This is a genomic window from Bradyrhizobium sp. T-1, from assembly GCF_053592855.1.
In genome coordinates, this window is the sequence record NZ_CM132115.1 from 842,824 (window position 1) to 860,046 (window position 17,223).

Sequence of the window (17,223 nt, forward strand, 5' to 3'; positions counted from 1 at the left end):
ATGGGCGCGGTTGCGGGTCCTGAAATCGAGCGGCTGGTCCAGCTTCTCGCACGGCTGCCGGGCCTCGGTCCGCGCTCCGCGCGGCGCGCTGCGCTGCATCTGATCAAGAAGCGCGAAGCGCTGATGATGCCGCTGTCCTCCGCCCTGCAGGTCGCGCTCGACAAGGTCCAGGTCTGCAAGACCTGCGGCAACATCGACACGCAAAATCCCTGCACCGTCTGCATCGATCCGAAACGTGATCCCGCCATCATCGTGGTCGTCGCCGACGTCGCCGATCTCTGGGCGCTGGAGCGGGCGAACGCAACGCAGGGGCGCTACCACGTGCTGGGCGCGACATTGTCGCCGCTCGACGGCGTCGGCCCGCAGGACCTCACCATCGACGCGCTGGTCGCGCGTGCCCACGCCGCCGAAGTGCACGAGATCATCCTGGCGCTGAATGCGACGGTCGACGGCCAGACCACGGCGCATTACATCACCGACCTGCTTCAGGACGCCAACGTAAAAGTAACCCGGCTGGCCCATGGTGTGCCCGTCGGTGGCGAGCTTGATTATCTCGATGAGGGCACGCTATCGGCCGCGATGCGGCAGCGGACCTTGTTCTAGCCATCCAGACTTTGACGGAACGGACGACATGACGAAACTTTTCGCCACACGATCGGCTTTGGTCGCGACGATGCTGCTGCTGGTGACACCGGCCATCGCTGCGCAGCAGGAGGATGACGGGGCTCCGCCGCCGTCGAAGCCCGGCAAGCCGATCAGCGCTGGCGAGGTGCTCTCGGGCGAGCTGAACGCCATGAAGGTGCGCGACGCCAAGAATGCCGGCAAGCGGATTGCGATGTACCAGATCACCTCCGAGCCGCGCCGCCTGCCGGCGCCGAACGGACTGTGCGATCTCGAGACGGGACCTGAGACCTTCCAGCTCGTCACCTCCAGCGACGCGCAGGCCACGCAGCTGAAATCCTTCGTCGGCAAGGAGATCTCGGTGAAGGTCGACGAGATCGCCTGCGCCAGCGATCCCGGTCAGATGAGCGAGGCCGTGGTGACAAAGTGGAGCTTGGTGAAGAAGTAGAGGGGCGAGGCCTTCTCTCCCCGTCATTGCGAGGAGCTCTTGCGACGAAGCAATGACGAATGAGAGAGCGTCAGTCTACACCCTTACCGGCCCCAGCGATTCGAAATGCCCGCGCTTCTGCAGCCAGGTCAGCAGCACCAGGCTCGGGATTGCCACCAGCACGCAGATCACGAAGAACAGCGGCCAGCCGGTCGCGCTCGCGACGTAGCCCGCGCTCGATGACAGATATGTCCGCCCCACCGCTGCAAGCGCGGTGAGCAGCGCATATTGCGTCGCCGTGTGCAGCGGGTTCTGGCACAGCGCCGAAAGATAGGCGACGAAGATCACGGTGCCGATGGCGCTGGTGAAATTCTCGGCGCAGATCGCTAGCGCCAGCGCCCATTGGTTGGTGCCGACCACGGCAAGCCACGAGAAGGTGAGGTTCGCCAGCGCCTGCACCACGCCGCCGATCCAGAGCGAGGCCGCCAGCGAATAGCGCCGGGCAACGAAGCCGCCGGCAAAGCCGCCGATCAGCGTCGCAGCGAGACCGACGCCCTTCACGATCGCCGCGTAGTCGTTGCGGGTGAAGCCGAGGTCGATCACGAACGGCGCGGTCATCGTTCCCGAGAACGCGTCGGTGAACTTGAACAGCACGACGAAGGCGAGCGCGACGAGCGCGTCCTTGCGCGACAGGAATTCCGAGAACGCGCCGATCGCCGCGTGCAGCACGCGCGTGAACGCCGTCTCCGTTTGGGTCGCAGCTTCCGCCCGCACCGACTGCTCGGGCTCGGTCGCAACGAGCGCCGTGATCGTTCCAATCAGCACCATCGCCGCCATCACCACATAGCCCCACATCCAGGCCGACGCGCGCGGAATGCCGGTGCCCTCGAAGCCGGACACGATGAACAGCGCGCCCGCAGTCGAGACCAGCATGCCGATGCGATAGGCCGCGACATAGGCCGCCATGCCGGCGGCCTGCTCGCTCTCGGGCAGGCTCTCGACGCGGAAGGCGTCGACCACGATGTCCTGCGTCGACGACGTCGTCGCGACCAGCAGCGCGCCGAGCGCAACGTAGAACGGTGAGCGTGCCGGATCGGTCATCGCCAGCAGCAGGATCGCGACGATCAGCAGCAGTTGCGAGAACAGCAGCCAGCCGCGCCGCCGCCCGAAGGCGCGCGTGAACAGCGGCACATGCAACGCATCCACCAGCGGCGCCCACAAGAATTTCAGCGTGTAGGGCGTGCCGACCAGCGCAAACAGCCCGATGGTCTTGAGATCGACCCCGGCCTCGCGCATCCACACCAAGAGCGTCGACCCCGACAGCGCCAGCGGCAGCCCGGACGAAAAGCCCAGGAACAGCACGATCAGCACCCGCGGTTGCAGGTATACGGCCAGACTGTCGCGCCAGGAGGTCGGAGCGGCGTCAGAGCCGGCGGGCGAGGTCGCGTCGGGTGCGGTCATGGGGAGGTGTTAGCAGATTCTGGCCGTGATGCCTCGTCTCCCTCTCCCCGTTCTTACGCTAGGGCATGCACGTATCTCTGAGGCTCCATCCGGCTGCGGCGGCTTTGAAGTATTCGAGGCCGTTTTTGAAGGTGATCGGGCCCGGCGGTTTGGACGATGGATAGCCATCCCAACCGCCGAGGCGGCCGATGATCCAGGCGGCCCAGGCGAGGCTGTCGGGCGGATGCGGGTTCTTGAGTCGTTTGCTCTTGGCTTCGAGTTGCTTGTTGAGAGCAGCAAGCGCACCGATTTCGCCGTCGTTGAAGGCAACGCGATGGAGCTGCTGACCGCCACCGCGCGCTTGCAGAAGCTGGATCGTGATGACGGCGGCCTTGGCGGCTATAGCGACCAGCTTGAGAAGGCGATCGGCGGTTCCGATCTGGCTGTCTTCGAGCTTAAGGCCTTGCGTCTTCAGGGCGCGGAAGAACTGCTCGATAATCCAGCGCTGCTTGTACCATTGGACGATACGCCAGGCGTCTTCAATGCCGGCGACGTCGTGAGAGGTGAGAAGCCGCCAGTGCAGCGGCTCGACGCCGGTTTTGGCATTGATCTCGCGCACGTCGACCACCGCCAGCGGCAAGCTTTTCGGCAGATGGCGCAGGAACTTGCTCTGTGGGCGGGCAAGCTCGATCGTGCCAAAGCGAAGTTCGAGCTGGACCAGACGTGCCGGCCGTGCGGCGCGCGCAGGCAGTTGGACCGCACGCCGATCCGCCGCGGCCATGGCATCGCTGACCTCATATAAAGCGTTGCGGTCTGCAAGCTTGCGGTCATGCATACTGCGCGCGATGACGTGGAAGTGCTGCTCGGCCGAACTGGCATAAAGGGCAAAGATATCGCTCTCGCGATCCCCCAGCACTGTCACCGCCGAGGCCTTGGTGAGCAGCGGCCTGGCCGCAACGGCGGTGGATATCCAGCGCTGCGATTCCTTGTCCGATAATTCCCGATTGTCGTGCGAGGTCGTGCGGCGGCCTTGGCGCGTCCATATCTGTCCGCTCAAAAGCCCAAGACAGGTGCCATCGTCGGCATCCACCGCCAGCAGCGGGTGCAACAGCACGCCATAATTATTGCCTTTGCCGATTTCTCCGAGCCCGCGCCGTCGTTGTGGCGTCGTGTTGAAGTGGATCTCGCTGGTGTCCTGGATGGCCAGCACGTGGCGGCCTTCCACCGCGGTGATCGTGCGTTCGCTCCAGCTTTCGATAATCCGCTCCGCCGTCACCTTGTCGTGGCCGAGAAAGCGGTTGAACCGCACTTCCAGCGCGCGATCTCCCTTGGAAAGCCGACGCAGGCAGACCGTATTGCCCGCAACCATGCGTTCGACGAGAGCCGCCCCCCTTTATCGAGACGACAATCCCCGAACCGGCCCAAGGTCCAATCGATGCCTGACAGCATGCCAACACCTCCGCCAAAGCCGAAGTGTCGCAATAGGAATCACACAAAGTGCCGATTCGGGAATCCCCCAAGGCAACTTCCTGCCAAGAAAGATGTGTGCATGCCCTAGCGTTCTTACGGGGAGAGGGCGGGGTGAGGGGCCTCTCTCCGCACGGGAGGTCGATGAGAGACCTGTACCCCCTCACCCGAATTCGATCTGCGATCGAATTCGACCTCTCCCCGCAAGCGGGGTGAGGTAAGAAAGACTCACTCCCCCGCCTGGAGCTTCCTTGGAAACAGCTCGCCCGCGCCCGCGACCAGCCGCGGGCCCTCGGGTGCATCGCTCTTGCTGAAATCGAGCTCCTCGATCCGGCCTGCGCGCTTTTCGATCTTGTCGGCGGAGATCAGGATCTGGCGGACGTCTTCGTTCGCGTCGGCAAAGTGCTTCTGCAGTTTCAGCACGCGGTCGCGCAGGCGTCCCAAATCGTCGCCGAGCTTGATCACTTCGGTCTGGATCTGGTCGGCGGCGTCGCGCATGCGCGCGTCCTTCATGATCTGCTGCATCACCTGGATCGCGAGCATCAGCAGCGAGGGCGACACCAGCACCACGCGGGCGCGGTAGGCCTTCTGGATCACGTCGTCGAAACCGTCATGGATCTCGGCATAGACCGATTCCGACGGCACGAACATCAGCGCCATCTCCTGGGTCTCGCCGGTGACGAGGTATTTTTCCGCGATGTCGCTGACATGCTTCATCACGTCACTGCGCAGCCGCTGCGTGGCAATGCGCCGCTCCTCGTCGGTGCGCGCGTCGTGCAGCGCAGTCATCGCCTCCAGCGGAAACTTTGCGTCGATGCAGAGCGGGCGCTGGTCAGGCAGGAACACGACGCAGTCCGGCCGCTTTCCCGTCGAGAGCGTGAACTGGAATTCGTAGGCCCCCTTCGGCAGTCCGTCCTGGACGATCGCCTCCATCCGGGCCTGGCCGAAGGCGCCGCGCGACTGCTTGTTGGCGAGCACGTCGCGCAGCGTCGTCACCTGCGTGGTGAGGTCGGTGAGGTTCTTGTGCGCGCTGTCGATGATGCCGAGCCGCTCGTGCAGCGCGCGCAGGCTCTCCATGGTGTTGCGGGTCGAGTGTTCCATGGACTGGCCGACCCGATGGGTCACCGAATCCAACCGCTCGTTGACCGCGCGTGCCATCTCGGCATGGCGTCCGGCCAGCGCCTGGCTCATGGCATCGACCCGACCCGAGGCCTCGCTCTGGGCATGCAGCACCTGGGCGAGCCGTTCCTCGAGCTCGTCGGCCCGGATCGCGCTCGCCATCGCGAGTTCCGCGCCGCGCCGCCCGGATCGCGCGATCACCACGGCAATCACGACCAGCAGGATGAGGACGAGGGCGCCGAAGCCGATCAGCGCATCGATGGTGCGCACCGGCCAGTCGCCCAGCATGAAAATGATCTCGTTCATGCCAGCCCTTCTACCCGATTCGCCTGGTGGCACGAACGAATAGCGAACATTTCGGGTGAATGGCCCGTTAATATTTTTGGTTAACGAAAGCTGAAGTTTTATGGTTAGCAGACCGTTAACGCGTTCCCGGCCGCATTGACCGCTTGTCGCGCGCAGCTTAAATCGCCCGCCATGGCCCTCAGAGAAATCATCATCCTGCCCGACAAGCAGCTGCGTCTGGTCTCCAAGCCGATCGAGAAGGTCACGCCGGAGATCCGCAAGCTTGCCGACGACATGTTCGAGACCATGTACGATGCGCCGGGCATCGGCCTCGCTGCGATCCAGATCGCGCAGCCGCTGCGGCTGATCACCATGGATCTCGCCAAGCCCAACCAGGACGGCGAAACCAAGCCGGAGCCGCGCGTCTTCATCAACCCGGAGATCCTCGCGTTTTCCGAGGATAAGTCGGTCTACGAGGAAGGCTGCCTGTCGATCCCCGAATATTACGAGGAGGTCGAGCGCCCGGCGAAGGTGCGGGTTCGCTTCACCGATCTGGACGGCAAGGTGCACGAGGAGGACGCCGAAGGCCTCTACGCCACCTGCATCCAGCACGAGATCGACCATCTCAACGGCGTGCTGTTCGTCGACTACCTGTCGAAGCTCAAGCGCGATCGCGTGATCAAGAAGTTCGAGAAAGCCGCCAAGCGCGCGGAGTAAGGTTCTCCGTCGATGCCCCTCCGCCTCATCTTCATGGGCACGCCCGATTTCTCCGTGCCGACACTGCTCGAGCTGGTCGCGCACGGCCACGAGATCGTGGCCGTCTATACCCGCGCGCCGAAGCCGGGCGGGCGGCGCGGGCTGCAATTGCAGCCGACCCCGGTGGAGGAAGCCGCGCGAAAACTCGGCGTGCCCGTGCTGACGCCAAAGACGTTGAAGACGCAGGAAGCGCTCGACGAGTTCGGGGCGTTTGAGGCCGATGCCGCCGTCGTCGTGGCCTACGGCATGATCCTGCCGCAAGCGATTCTCGATGCGCCGAAGCTCGGCTGTTACAATCTGCATGCTTCGCTCTTGCCGCGCTGGCGTGGCGCCGCTCCCATCAACCGCGCGATCATGGCCGGCGATGCCGAGAGCGGCGTGATGGTGATGAAGATGGATGTCGGCCTCGACACCGGCGACGTCGCCATGGCCGAGCGTCTTGCGATATCAGACAGCATGACCGCGGTCGATCTGCACGATCGGCTCTCCCGCCTCGGCGCCGATCTGATGGTGCGCGCGATGGCCGCGCTCGATCGTGGCGGGCTCCAGCTCAAGAAGCAAAGCGAGGACGGCGTCACTTACGCCGCCAAGATCGACAAGGCCGAGGCGCGGATCGATTGGAGCAAGCCCGCGCACGCGGTGCTGCGCCACATCCACGGCCTGTCGCCGTTCCCCGGCGCCTGGGCTGAGCTTGCCGGCGTGACGGAAAATGCGCGCATCAAGATTCTGCGCTGCGAGCTTGCCAAGGGGTCTGGCGCGCCGGGCGAGGTGCTCGACAACCAGCTGGCCATCGCCTGCGGCGAGGGCGCCATCCGCATCCTCGAGCTTCAGCGTGAAGGCAAAGGTCGGATGCAAGCGGCAGACTTTTTGCGCGGCGTGAAGGTCGAGCCGCCGATGCGGCTCTCCTGATGCCGCGCTACAAGCTCACCATCGAATATGACGGCGCGCCGTTCTTCGGCTGGCAGGTGCAGGACACGCTGCCCTCGGTGCAGGGCGCGCTGGAAGCGGCCGTAAAGGCGATGACCGGCGCGGATCTGCGGGTGCATGGCGCCGGCCGCACCGATGCCGGCGTGCACGCGCGCGGCCAGGTCGCGCATGTCGACATCGAGAAGCAGTTTCCGCAGGGCCGTTTTCGCGACGGCTTGAATGCGCATCTGCGTCCGCATCCGATTGCGGTGCTCGAAGCCGACATTGTGCCCGATACGTTCGAGGCGCGCTTCTCGGCGGTGAAACGCCACTATCGCTATCGCGTCGTCAACACCCGCGCCAATCTCGCGCTCGACGTCGGCCATGCCTGGCGCGTGCCGCGGAAGCTCGATGCCGACGCGATGCATGCGGCAGCCCAACGCCTGCTCGGCAAGCACGATTTCACGACCTTTCGCGACACCGAGTGCCAGGCCAAATCGCCGGAGAAGACGCTCGACCAACTCGATGTGATGCGCGACGGCCGCGAGATCATCATCGTCACCTCGGCGCGCTCGTTCCTGCACAGCCAGGTGCGCTCGATGGTGGGATCACTGGTCTGGGTCGGCGAAGGCCGCTGGACCGCCGACGATCTCTCCGCAGCGCTTGCGGCGCGCAACCGCGCCGCCTGCGGCATCGTCGCGCCGCCGGAAGGCCTGTATCTGATGAAGGTGGATTATTGACCCTTCTTCGCCTCTCCCCGTAAGAACGGGGCGAGGGAGAAAAGCCTACCCAAAATACCGCGTCAAAATCCCGCGATACACCTGCGTCAGCTTCTCCAGGTCCTTAACCGGCACGCGCTCGTTGACCTGGTGCATGGTCTGCCCGACCAGGCCGAACTCGATCACCGGGCAATAGTTGGAAATGAAGCGCGCATCCGAGGTGCCGCCTGACGTCGACAGCTCCGGCTTGCGTCCCGTGACTTCCTCGATCGCGGACACCGCGAGATCGGTGAACGGACCGGGCTTGGTCACGAACACGTTGGAGTTCGAGGGCTCCCAGACGATGCGGGCCTTGATGCGGTTGCCGCAGGCCTTGGCGAGGCGCGTCTCGACCAGCTCGCGCAAGGATGCCTGCGTATGGTTGTCGTTGTAGCGGATGTTGAACTTGGCGCGGGCCTCGCCGGGGATGACGTTGCTCGCCTTGTTGCCGACATCGACCGAGGTGAATTCGAGATTGGAGGCCTGGAATTGCGCGCTGCCATGGTCGAGCGGCTCGTCGCTGATGGCCACGATCAGGCGCGAAATATCCGGCACCGGATTGGCGGCGCGGTGCGGATAGGCGACGTGGCCCTGCACGCCGTCGACATAAAGCGTGCCCGATTGCGAGCCGCGGCGGCCGACCTTGATGGTGTCGCCGAGCGTCTCGACGTTGGAAGGCTCGCCCAGCACGCAATGATCGAATTTTTCGCCGCGCTCCGCGGCCCACTTCAACAGCTTGATGGTGCCGTTGATGGAGACGTCTTCCTCATCGCCGGTGATCAGGAACGAGATCGAGCCCGAGCCCGATTTTTGGCCGTCGGCGCGCGGCTTGCCGCCGTTCGCGGCGAGATGCTCCAGCACTGCGGCGACCGAGCAGGCGATACCGCCCTTCATGTCGACCGCGCCGCGGCCGTGCAGAAAGCCGTCCTTCACCTCGCCGGAAAACGCGCCGACGCTCCAGGCGCTCTCGTCGCCGGGCGGCACCACGTCGGTGTGGCCGGCAAAGGTGATGTGCGGCCCGTCGGTGCCGATCCGCGCATAGAGGTTGTCGACGTCGGCGGTGCCTTCCTCGCTGAAGGTCACGCGGTGGCAGGTGAAGCCGGCGGCATTGAGTGCTGTTTCAAGCACCCCGAGCGCACCGGCATCGGCCGGGGTTACCGAGGGGCAGCGGATGAGGTCGCGGGCAATGGAAAGGGCATCGGTCATGCGCCCCGCTTAACATGCATGCCGCCGGGTGGGCTAGCGCTGGGCGGGACAATTTCGATCTCCCGGCTCTGGTCCCAGTCTTGCGCAAGCGATGCGGCAGGGCTCTCTTCGGCCTTGGCGAGCGGATCGGGACCGAACCGGTTGTGGCCCGAAGTGCCGGGCACAATGAACAGTTCGACAAGGCCCCACAGCCACAGCGCGTCAATTGCCCAGTTGAACGGAACGAACCAGTTGGAGGTCGGAAGCAGGTCCGAGAAGTGAAACAGCAGTCGGGGGACGAAGACGAAGGGAACGATCCACCAGCCGCTCCTGTCCCGATCGTGCAGCCGCTTGATCGCGGTCGCGAGGAAGATCCAGAAGAACAGCGCCGTGCCGAACGCCTTGAGGATCAGGGTCGCACGATCGGTCGAGGCCAGCGAACGGTAAGTCCGGGGATCGACAGCGCTGAAGACGTCGTCGAGGGCGAAATCAAAGTCGATGTCGAAGCCGAACCTGAGGGCGAGGGATGTGCCGCCTTCGACGGCCCGCACGACCTGACCGACGACCTCCAGCAAGCCCGCCAGCAGCGCGACGATCAGCAGCGCCTGCCACAACAGGGCGCGGTTGATGCGGCCGTCGAAGCGAAAGAGATACCAGCTCCAGTCCATGGCCGAGGCTCCGGGCGGAAGGAGCCGCCCGGTTGTTGGTCGCGATGGATGGAGAGGGGGTTCGATGAGGGTGGCTGGCGCGGTCGCTACCTCGCCCCGCTTGCGGGGAGAGGTCGGATTGCATCGAAGATGCAATCCGGGTGAGGGGGTACAGGTCCTATGGCCACCTCATCCGTGGAGAGAGGCCTCTCACCCCAACCCTCTCAGCGTGAGCGAAGCTCGTCGCGGCCCCGTAGGAACGGGGAGAGGAGAGAGCATCAATCCCGCAGCAACTCGTTGATGCTGGTCTTGGAGCGCGTGCGCTCGTCGACGCGCTTGACGATCACGGCGCAGGCGGTGCTCGGGCCGATCTGGCCGTTCTTCATGGGCTTGCCGGGCAGCGCGCCGGGCACCACCACCGCATATTCGGGCACCTCGCCCATGAAGATCTCGCCGGTCTCGCGATCGACGATCTTGGTCGAGGCGCCCAGGAACACGCCCATCGACAGCACGGCGCCCTTGCGGACGATCACGCCCTCGGCGACCTCGGAGCGCGCGCCGATGAAGCAGTCGTCCTCGATGATCACGGGCTCGGCCTGCAGCGGCTCGAGCACGCCGCCGATGCCGGCGCCGCCGGAGATATGCACGCGCTTGCCGATCTGTGCGCAGGAGCCGACGGTCGCCCAGGTGTCGACCATCGTGCTCTCATCGACGTAAGCGCCGAGGTTGACGAAGGACGGCATCAGCACGACGTTCTTGGCGATGAAGGCCGAGCGGCGCACCACCGCACCGGGCACCGCGCGAAAACCGGCGTCGCGAAAACGGTTCGGGCCCCAGCCTTCGAACTTCGAGGGCACCTTGTCCCACCAGTTCGCCTGGCCCGGGCCGCCGGGAATGACGTCCATGTCGTTGAGGCGGAAGGAGAGCAGCACGGCCTTCTTCAGCCACTGATTGACCTTCCACTTGCCATCGGTGCCGCGTTCGGCAACGCGCGCCTCGCCCTTGTCCAGAATCTCCAGCGACTGGTTCACGGCCTCGCGGACCTCGCCCTTGGTCGAGGTCGAGATGCCTTCGCGGGCGTCGAAGGCGCTGTTGATGGTGGATTCCAGGGCGGACAGGGACATCGGGATTTCCTCTTTGGAACGGGAATTTTGACGGATTGAGGCGCTTTTTCGGGATTTGGGGGGACGGAGTCAAGGCATACTCGGTCGTCGTCCCGGGGCGCGCGAAGCGCGCCGGCATGACAGCGATTATTTGGGCGACAGCCTGGCCAAAAACCCCGCGAGATCATCCGTGACGTGGTCGACATGGGCGGCATCGCGCCCTTCAAGTTCCCAATCCTCGCGCACCACTTCCCTGGTGCCGTCAGGCACCACCAGCACGGTAGTCATGCCGAGTTCATGCGGGACGGTGAGGTTACGGGCGAGGTCCTCGAACATGGCTGATTTGGCCGGGTCGACCGCGTGCAGATCGAGGAATTTCCGGTAGGTCTGCGCCGCCGGCTTGGGTTCGAATTCGGCGGCGATGATGTCGAAGACGCCGTCGAAATGCGTGGCGAGGCCAAGCCGCGCCAGCACCGCATCGACATGGTCGACCGAGCCGTTGGTCAGGATCAGCTTGCGCCCCGGCAGCTTTGCGATGGCTGCGCCCAGCGCCGGGTTCGGCTCCAGCGGCGAATGGTCGATCCTGTGCACGTAGGCGAGGTAATCGTCGGCGCGCACGCCATGCAGGGTCATCATGCCGCGCATGGTGGTGCCGAAGCGCTGATAATAGTCCTTCTGGATCTTGCGCGCTTCCTCCGGGCCCACGTTCAGCCAGTTGCACACGAACTCGCCGATTTTGGCATCGACCTGCTGCCACAGATTGACGTGATGCGGATAGAGCGTGTTGTCGAGATCGAACACCCAGGTGTCGACGTGGGTGAAGGCGCGGGGTGGGTTCATCACAGTTCTCTCAACTCGTCGTCCTGGCGAAAGCCAGGACCCATACTCCGCGGCCCATCAATGAGGCACACTGGTCATCGTTCTTCGCCAAACCGGACCCTGTGGTAATGGGTCCTGGCTTTCGCCAGGACGACGGCGGAGGGTGTAGCGCCGCAGTCGTCACACCCATCACGGCACGGCAAAGCGCAGCGTCTTGCCGCCGCTCGACATGTCCACCACACCAAAACCCGTCGCGGCGAAGCCGCGCGCGCCGCAATCGGTCTGCTCATTGGTTTCGAACTTGGTCTCGCGGGTGCAGAGCTGCTTGTCGCCGCCCCAGTTCAGCGGCTTGTCCTTCAGCTTGATGGCGCGGTTGTCGCTGTCGACGGCTTCAGCGAAGCTGAAGATCTGCCTGGGTTGGCCGGCGACATCGGGATGCAGACAGGTCTTGGGATCGATGCGGTACCAGCCGCGGCTGGTCACCGATTTGCCGTCGTCGGTCGCGACCGCCGCCATCACCTTGTGCGGCGTGTCGTTGCACCAGGTCAGCCCACTCGGGGACGGCGTCTGCGCCGCATCGACCATGGTCTTGAAGAGGTTGGGCGATGAGACCACGTCGGAGGACAGCCCGCGGCTTTTCAGGAATGCGGCGAGTGCGGCTTGCGTCTTCGGTCCGTCGACACCGTCGATCGCGCCGATGTCATAGCCGGCGATCACCAGGAGCCGCTGGATGCCGGCGAGCCGGGCCTGCTCGTCGTCGTATTCGGAATCTTCGGCGAGATAGGCGACGAGATTGCCGTCATCGCCCTGCGTCGGCGTGATCTGGGTGAAGGGAGCCTGGGTCTGACCGCTGCGGCACTGCCGCGCCGCTGCGATGACGAAATTGTCCTGCGCCACGCACAACATGTCGCTGCCGTTCTGCGGGATCGGGGACGCACCATAGACGCCGAGCGCGCGGGCATTGAGCAGGATGCGGTCGGCGGTGAGCGTGCCCTGCACCACCACGCGGCAGGTGGCGGGATCGATCCTGAACCAGCCCCGCGTCGCGGTCGCGGCCTTGTCGTCGATGCCGATCGCGGCCTCGACGACATAGGACATGCGATTGCAGATCTTGAGATCCGCGAAGGCGGGCGCCGAGGAGAAGACGAACGAGACGGCTGCGGCGGGCAGCGTCATCAGGAAGCGCGTCAGGGTCGAGCGGCGGTGCCTCTGAACTCTCAGCCCGGCCATGACGGCGCCTCTCGTCTTCTCGCTTCTCACTTGTGGATCAGCGTGCCCGTGCCCGTGTTGGTGAAGAGCTCGAGCAGCACCGCGTGCTGCATCTTGCCGTCGATGATGACGACACCCTCGACCCCCTGCTCGAGCGCGTAGATGCAGGTCTCGACCTTCGGGATCATGCCGCCCGAAATGGTGCCGTCGGCGATCAGCTTGCGAGCGTCCTTGATCGACATCTCGGGGATGAGCTTCTTCGACTTGTCGAGCACGCCCGGCACGTCGGTGAGCAAAAGCAGGCGCTTGGCTTTCAGCGCGCCCGCGATCGCTCCCGCAAAGGTGTCGCCGTTGACGTTCAGCGTCTGGCCGTCATGCGAAGTGGCAAGCGGCGCCAGCACCGGGATCAGCTCGTAGCCGATCAGCTGGTTGAGCAGCGTGAGATCGACCTTTTCGGGGTCGCCGACGAAGCCGAGATCGACCACCTTCTCGATATGCGAGTCCGGATCGACCATGGTGCGCGTCGTCTTCGACGCCTTCACCATATTGCCGTCCTTGCCGCAGAGACCGACAGCCTTGCCGCCGGCATCATTGATGTAGCCGACGATCTGCTTGTTGACGGAGCCGGCGAGCACCATCTCAACAACTTCGATGGTCGCGGCGTCGGTGATACGCAGACCAGCTGCGAATTCCGAGACGATGCCGAGGCGCTTGAGCATGGTCGCGATCTGCGGCCCACCGCCATGCACCACGACAGGATTGATCGCGGTCTGCTCCAAGAGCACGATGTCGCGGGCAAAATTCTTCGCGGTCTCCTCGTCGCCCATGGCATGGCCGCCATATTTGATGACGATGGTTTCTTCGTCGTATTGCTGCATGTGCGGCAGCGCTTCGGACAGGATGCGGGCCTGGTCGAGCGGAGAGATTTCGGTCATGAGGCGGATCTCGCTGGCGGGACTAACGCGGCCAGCGTTCTATCTGATTGGCGGGCGAGGCGCAAAGTGTGGCTGGCATGCTGCCACTACGGATCAGCGTTTCGCCACCACCGCGGCCAACGTCACCGCCAGCCAGCCCAAAATCATCACCGTTCCGCCCGTCGGTGCCGCGAACGGAAACAGCGAATGCCCGGCATATTGCCGCAAGGTGAGGTCGCCCGCGAACAGCGCGGCGCCGATCGCGAAGCCGAGTGCGGCGATCAGGCCAATTCCGCCATGCAGAAGCCCGCGCGCGAGCAGGGCGACGGAGGCCAATATGGCAGTTGCATGAAACAGCAGCATGGCGCTCGCGGAGGCAAGCCGGCTGGCATCAGCGCCGTGGGCGGAGGCGGCCGCCAGCGCAACGCCGGCGGCGCCCATCAGGCCGGCGAGGGCGATCAGCAGGCGCGCCATCACGCGCTACGCTCTTCCAGCAGCTTGGCCATGGCGGCGCGCAGTTCGGCCATGCCGGTCGATGAGCGCGACGAGGTCGCGATCACGTTCGGGAATGCGGCCGGATGTTTCGCGAGCGCAGCTTCCGTCTCGGCGATGCAGGACTGCAGCGCGGTGGCCTTCACCTGGTCGGCCTTGGTCAGCACGATCTGGTAGCTGACTGCGGAGCGGTCGAGCGTCTTGAGGACTTCGAGATCGACGTCCTTCAGCCCATGCCGCGCGTCGATCAGCACGTAGACGCGCGCGAGCGAGGCGCGTCCGAGCAGGAATGTGTGAATCAGCTCGGTCCAGGATGCGACCTGGCTCTTCGGCGCCTTGGCATAGCCATAGCCGGGCATGTCGACGAGGCGGAGGTCGGTCTTGCCCGGAACCTCGAAGAAGATCAGCTCCTGGGTGCGGCCCGGCGTATGAGAGGTCCGCGCCAGCGCGTTACGGCCGGTAAGCGCGTTGATCAGGCTGGACTTGCCGACATTGGAGCGCCCGGCAAAGGCAATCTCCAGCCCCGCCATCGGCGGCAGTGTCTGGATCGAGGGCGATGCCCAGATGAACTGCCAGTCGCGGGCGAACAGCTTTCGCCCGGCCTCGATCAGCTTCGCATCTTTGTCGTCGGTCTTGTCGTTCATCCGACTGGTCTATCCTCTCGTCATGGCCGGGCTCGTCCCGGCCATCCACGCCTGTCCGCCGGAGACCCTCCCAAACGTGGATGCCCGGGACAAGCCCGGGCATGACGATGTGGAGGCCGTTCGCCTGGCAGTGTCGGAGAGCTACGTCGCCTTCCTCGCGAACGTCGCCTTGAGATTATCGAACAGCTCCACCTTCACGCCGTTGCGGCGCATGATGAAGCTTTGCTGGAGCACCGAGAGCGTGTTGTTCCAGGCCCAGTAGATCACGAGACCCGCCGGGAAGCCCCCCAGCATGAAGGTGAAGATCAGCGGCATCCAGTTGAAGATCATCTGCTGCGTCGGATCCGGCGGCGTCGGGTTCAGCTTCATCTGGAACCACATCGTGATGCCCATGATGATCGGCCAGATGCCGAGCATCAGGTAGGATCCGATGTGAGGTCCGAAGATCGCAATAGGGTCGAACGGAATGAGGCCGAACAGCGTGAACAGGTTGGTCGGATCGGGCGCCGAGAGGTCCTTGATCCAGCCGAAGAACGGCGCGTGCCGCATCTCGATGGTGACGAACAGCACCTTGTAGAGCGAGAAGAACACCGGGATCTGGATCACCACGGGAAGACAGCCGGCGACCGGATTGATCTTCTCCTTGCGGTAGATCTCCATCATCTCCTGCTGCTGCTTCACCTTGTCGTCGGGATAGCGTTCCTTCAGCGCCTGAAGCTGCGGCTGGACCGACTTCATCTTCGCCATCGAGGCGTAGGACTTGTTCGCTAAGGGGAAGAACAACAGCTTCACGATCACCGTGACGAGCAGGATCGAGATGCCGAAATTGCCCACCAAGTGATAGAAGAAGTCCAGCGCCAGGAACATTGGCTTGGTGATGAAGTAGAAGTGCCCCCAGTCGATCAGCAGGTCGAAATGATTTAGCTCCAGCGCACTGTTGTAGCCGCCAAGACCTGCCAGGGGGAAGTTGATGCCGACGACGCCGGCTTCCTTGGCGCCGGCGAACAGGCGTGCGTTGGCCGTGCCGGAGCCGCCGATGTTGATCGTTTGCCCCGGCAGCATGTAATCCGCCTGGTAGCGCTTGTCCGCGCCGTTTACTGAGAAATGCGCGTTGAGCAACTTCTGATTCGTGTCCGGCAGGAGCGCCGATGCCCAGTACTTGTCGGTGATGCCGAGCCACGCATTGGTGACGCCCTCGAACGAATATCCCTTCGACGTCGTTCCGGGCAGCACCTTGCCGTCATCAATGTTCTTGTAGGTGAGCTCTTGCAGCTTCTCGTCGCCGAGATAGCCGATGAAGCCTTCGTGCAGGATCGCGTACCCGGAAACCGGTGGCTTGCCACCGCGCGACATCAACGCATAGGGATAGAGCGTGACCGGAGCGTTGCCGACGTTATTGACCTCGTCCTTCACCGAAAAGAGATAGCGCTCGTCGACCGAGATGGTTCGACGAAAGGAAAGACCTTCCCCGTTTTCGTACTTCAGCATCACGGGCGTCGTCGGAGTAAGGCTGTTAGAGCCCTCCTGCTGCCACATCGTGGTCTCGTTGGGCAGTTTGCCCGTCCCCACCCAGCCGAACTCGGCGTAATAGGGCTCTGCGGTGCCTGAGGGCGAATAAAGGATGATCGGCGGCGACTTCGAATCGACAGTCTCGCGGTACTGCACCAGCGCGAGGTCGTCGATGCGGCCGCCCTTCAGTGCGATGCTGCCGGCAAGGCGCGGCGTATCGATCTTCACGCGCGGCGAGGCTGCAATCGCGGCGTCGCGAGTAACGACCGCCTGGGCCTGCTGGTTTGCGCCCGGCACGGTGGTCGGCGCAGTCGCGCCGGGTTGCGGCGTGGCGCCCGGCGTCGCGGACGCGGTCGGCTGTGGATTGGCCTTCTGGAGCTCGGCCTGCGCCTGCTGCTGGGCGCGCTGCTTCTCCATCGCCGGGACATTGTAGAAGTACTGCCAGGCGATCAGCACCAGGCCGGATAGAATGACGGCGAGGATGGTATTGCGATTGTCAGTCATCACTATGGTCTCGTCATCAATCCGGTTTGCGGCTGGCGGCGGGTGCGGGCTTTGGCCCGCGTCCCTTGGGAGCCGTATGCCGCGCGGGCTTCGTGAACGCTATGCGCAGATCGTCGAGCATGGTCGCGAAGTCGCGCGAAAGCGCGTCCCTGCGGCCGACCAGCACGTAATCATGATGGGGTTGCATCGATACCGGATCGAGCCGCTTCACCAATTCGCGAAGCCGGCGCCGGATGCGATTGCGCTCGGGGGCGTTGCCGTTCTTTTTGGTAACGGTGAAGCCTATCCGGATCGGGCCAGCGTCGTCGCGGCGACGGCTTTGCAGGACGAACGCGGGACTATTCGCCCGCGCGCCATTGGCAACGGCGAGGAAATCCGCTCGCTGCCTCAGCCGATCCATGATGAAATCCCGGAAAAG

General features: G+C 64.3%; 18 protein-coding genes. 5 read left to right on the plus strand and 13 right to left on the minus strand.

The annotated features are described in order from the left end of the window. Nucleotides 1-603: a recombination mediator RecR gene (recR, locus tag ACWAT4_RS04000; protein ID WP_212303944.1), complete on the plus strand. Its 603-nt coding sequence runs from the start codon at nt 1-3 to the stop codon at nt 601-603. A 28-nt stretch (nt 604-631) separates the two neighbouring features. Beyond that, the gene (locus ACWAT4_RS04005) at nt 632-1,069 is read left to right on the plus strand and encodes a hypothetical protein (RefSeq protein ID WP_212303943.1); all 438 of its coding nucleotides are present in this window, start codon (nt 632-634) and stop codon (nt 1,067-1,069) included. A gap of 75 nt (nt 1,070-1,144) precedes the next feature. On the opposite strand, the gene ACWAT4_RS04010 is transcribed toward ACWAT4_RS04005, so the two are convergent. The 3 genes from ACWAT4_RS04010 to ACWAT4_RS04020 all read right to left on the minus strand — a co-directional run bounded on the left by ACWAT4_RS04010 (nt 1,145) and on the right by ACWAT4_RS04020 (nt 5,380). After that, nucleotides 1,145-2,509, minus strand: coding sequence for an AmpG family muropeptide MFS transporter (locus ACWAT4_RS04010; protein ID WP_212303942.1), 1,365 nt, complete (start codon nt 2,507-2,509; stop codon nt 1,145-1,147). A 58-nt stretch (nt 2,510-2,567) separates the two neighbouring features. Beyond that, nucleotides 2,568-3,857 (minus strand): IS4 family transposase, encoded by a 1,290-nt coding sequence (locus tag ACWAT4_RS04015; RefSeq protein WP_449729792.1) that lies wholly within the window; start codon nt 3,855-3,857, stop codon nt 2,568-2,570. Between the two features lie 326 nt (nt 3,858-4,183). Further along, nucleotides 4,184-5,380 (minus strand): DNA recombination protein RmuC, encoded by a 1,197-nt coding sequence (locus tag ACWAT4_RS04020; protein ID WP_449729849.1) that lies wholly within the window; start codon nt 5,378-5,380, stop codon nt 4,184-4,186. 171 nt (nt 5,381-5,551) lie between these two features. On the opposite strand from ACWAT4_RS04020, the gene def reads away from it, so the two are divergent. The 3 genes from def to truA are packed head-to-tail and all read left to right on the plus strand — an operon-like array spanning nt 5,552 to nt 7,761. After that, on the plus strand, nt 5,552-6,076 hold the full coding sequence (gene def, locus ACWAT4_RS04025; RefSeq protein ID WP_212303940.1) for a peptide deformylase: 525 nt from the start codon (nt 5,552-5,554) through the stop codon (nt 6,074-6,076). A gap of 12 nt (nt 6,077-6,088) precedes the next feature. Continuing rightward, entirely contained in the window at nt 6,089-7,024 is a 936-nt protein-coding gene (gene fmt, locus ACWAT4_RS04030; protein WP_449729850.1) for a methionyl-tRNA formyltransferase, read from the plus strand. Beyond that, complete coding sequence (gene truA, locus ACWAT4_RS04035) at nt 7,024-7,761, plus strand: tRNA pseudouridine(38-40) synthase TruA (RefSeq protein ID WP_449729851.1); 738 nt, start codon at nt 7,024-7,026, stop codon at nt 7,759-7,761. Before fmt ends, truA begins: the two co-directional genes overlap by 1 nt. A 45-nt stretch (nt 7,762-7,806) precedes the next feature. Here truA and dapE read toward each other — a convergent pair whose 3' ends face one another. From dapE to rnpA, 10 genes are all read right to left on the minus strand, one after another. Continuing rightward, nucleotides 7,807-8,985 (minus strand): succinyl-diaminopimelate desuccinylase, encoded by a 1,179-nt coding sequence (gene dapE, locus ACWAT4_RS04040; RefSeq protein WP_449729852.1) that lies wholly within the window; start codon nt 8,983-8,985, stop codon nt 7,807-7,809. Then, a complete protein-coding gene (locus ACWAT4_RS04045) occupies nt 8,982-9,632 on the minus strand; it encodes a DUF805 domain-containing protein (RefSeq protein WP_212426479.1) in 651 nt (216 codons plus the stop codon). Before ACWAT4_RS04045 ends, dapE begins: the two co-directional genes overlap by 4 nt. 257 nt (nt 9,633-9,889) lie before the next feature. Continuing rightward, on the minus strand, nt 9,890-10,735 hold the full coding sequence (dapD, locus tag ACWAT4_RS04050; RefSeq protein WP_212446205.1) for a 2,3,4,5-tetrahydropyridine-2,6-dicarboxylate N-succinyltransferase: 846 nt from the start codon (nt 10,733-10,735) through the stop codon (nt 9,890-9,892). Nucleotides 10,736-10,861: 126 nt separating this feature from the next. After that, nucleotides 10,862-11,554 (minus strand): pyrimidine 5'-nucleotidase, encoded by a 693-nt coding sequence (locus tag ACWAT4_RS04055; protein ID WP_212298633.1) that lies wholly within the window; start codon nt 11,552-11,554, stop codon nt 10,862-10,864. Nucleotides 11,555-11,722: 168 nt separating this feature from the next. Then, nucleotides 11,723-12,709 (minus strand): DUF1036 domain-containing protein, encoded by a 987-nt coding sequence (locus ACWAT4_RS04060; RefSeq protein WP_212426496.1) that lies wholly within the window; start codon nt 12,707-12,709, stop codon nt 11,723-11,725. An 80-nt stretch (nt 12,710-12,789) separates the two neighbouring features. Further along, nucleotides 12,790-13,677, minus strand: coding sequence for an acetylglutamate kinase (gene argB, locus ACWAT4_RS04065; protein ID WP_449729853.1), 888 nt, complete (start codon nt 13,675-13,677; stop codon nt 12,790-12,792). Between the two features lie 93 nt (nt 13,678-13,770). Further along, a complete protein-coding gene (locus tag ACWAT4_RS04070; protein ID WP_449731161.1) occupies nt 13,771-14,130 on the minus strand; it encodes a DUF423 domain-containing protein in 360 nt (119 codons plus the stop codon). Then, on the minus strand, nt 14,130-14,792 hold the full coding sequence (yihA, locus tag ACWAT4_RS04075) for a ribosome biogenesis GTP-binding protein YihA/YsxC (RefSeq protein ID WP_449729854.1): 663 nt from the start codon (nt 14,790-14,792) through the stop codon (nt 14,130-14,132). The genes ACWAT4_RS04070 and yihA overlap by 1 nt, the downstream gene beginning before the upstream one ends. A 141-nt stretch (nt 14,793-14,933) precedes the next feature. Then, nucleotides 14,934-16,805, minus strand: coding sequence for a membrane protein insertase YidC (yidC, locus tag ACWAT4_RS04080; RefSeq protein WP_449729855.1), 1,872 nt, complete (start codon nt 16,803-16,805; stop codon nt 14,934-14,936). Nucleotides 16,806-16,821: 16 nt separating this feature from the next. Further along, nucleotides 16,822-17,205, minus strand: a complete 384-nt coding sequence (gene rnpA / locus ACWAT4_RS04085) for a ribonuclease P protein component (protein ID WP_449729856.1) — start codon at nt 17,203-17,205, stop codon at nt 16,822-16,824. Between the last annotated feature and the right edge of the window lie 18 nt (nt 17,206-17,223).

Excerpts from the sequence above, each read along its gene's own strand:
- recR (WP_212303944.1), top strand. The coding sequence starts at position 1 with ATGGGCGCGGTTGCGGGTCCTGAAATCGAGCGGCTGGTCCAGCTTCTC.
- ACWAT4_RS04005 (WP_212303943.1), top strand. The coding sequence starts at position 632 with ATGACGAAACTTTTCGCCACACGATCGGCTTTGGTCGCGACGATGCTG.
- ACWAT4_RS04010 (WP_212303942.1), bottom strand. The coding sequence starts at position 2,509 with ATGACCGCACCCGACGCGACCTCGCCCGCCGGCTCTGACGCCGCTCCG.
- ACWAT4_RS04015 (WP_449729792.1), bottom strand. The coding sequence starts at position 3,857 with ATGGTTGCGGGCAATACGGTCTGCCTGCGTCGGCTTTCCAAGGGAGAT.
- ACWAT4_RS04020 (WP_449729849.1), bottom strand. The coding sequence starts at position 5,380 with ATGAACGAGATCATTTTCATGCTGGGCGACTGGCCGGTGCGCACCATC.
- def (WP_212303940.1), top strand. The coding sequence starts at position 5,552 with ATGGCCCTCAGAGAAATCATCATCCTGCCCGACAAGCAGCTGCGTCTG.
- fmt (WP_449729850.1), top strand. The coding sequence starts at position 6,089 with ATGCCCCTCCGCCTCATCTTCATGGGCACGCCCGATTTCTCCGTGCCG.
- truA (WP_449729851.1), top strand. The coding sequence starts at position 7,024 with ATGCCGCGCTACAAGCTCACCATCGAATATGACGGCGCGCCGTTCTTC.
- dapE (WP_449729852.1), bottom strand. The coding sequence starts at position 8,985 with ATGACCGATGCCCTTTCCATTGCCCGCGACCTCATCCGCTGCCCCTCG.
- ACWAT4_RS04045 (WP_212426479.1), bottom strand. The coding sequence starts at position 9,632 with ATGGACTGGAGCTGGTATCTCTTTCGCTTCGACGGCCGCATCAACCGC.
- dapD (WP_212446205.1), bottom strand. The coding sequence starts at position 10,735 with ATGTCCCTGTCCGCCCTGGAATCCACCATCAACAGCGCCTTCGACGCC.
- ACWAT4_RS04055 (WP_212298633.1), bottom strand. The coding sequence starts at position 11,554 with ATGAACCCACCCCGCGCCTTCACCCACGTCGACACCTGGGTGTTCGAT.
- ACWAT4_RS04060 (WP_212426496.1), bottom strand. The coding sequence starts at position 12,709 with ATGACGCTGCCCGCCGCAGCCGTCTCGTTCGTCTTCTCCTCGGCGCCC.
- argB (WP_449729853.1), bottom strand. The coding sequence starts at position 13,677 with ATGACCGAAATCTCTCCGCTCGACCAGGCCCGCATCCTGTCCGAAGCG.
- ACWAT4_RS04070 (WP_449731161.1), bottom strand. The coding sequence starts at position 14,130 with ATGGCGCGCCTGCTGATCGCCCTCGCCGGCCTGATGGGCGCCGCCGGC.
- yihA (WP_449729854.1), bottom strand. The coding sequence starts at position 14,792 with ATGAACGACAAGACCGACGACAAAGATGCGAAGCTGATCGAGGCCGGG.
- yidC (WP_449729855.1), bottom strand. The coding sequence starts at position 16,805 with ATGACTGACAATCGCAATACCATCCTCGCCGTCATTCTATCCGGCCTG.
- rnpA (WP_449729856.1), bottom strand. The coding sequence starts at position 17,205 with ATGGATCGGCTGAGGCAGCGAGCGGATTTCCTCGCCGTTGCCAATGGC.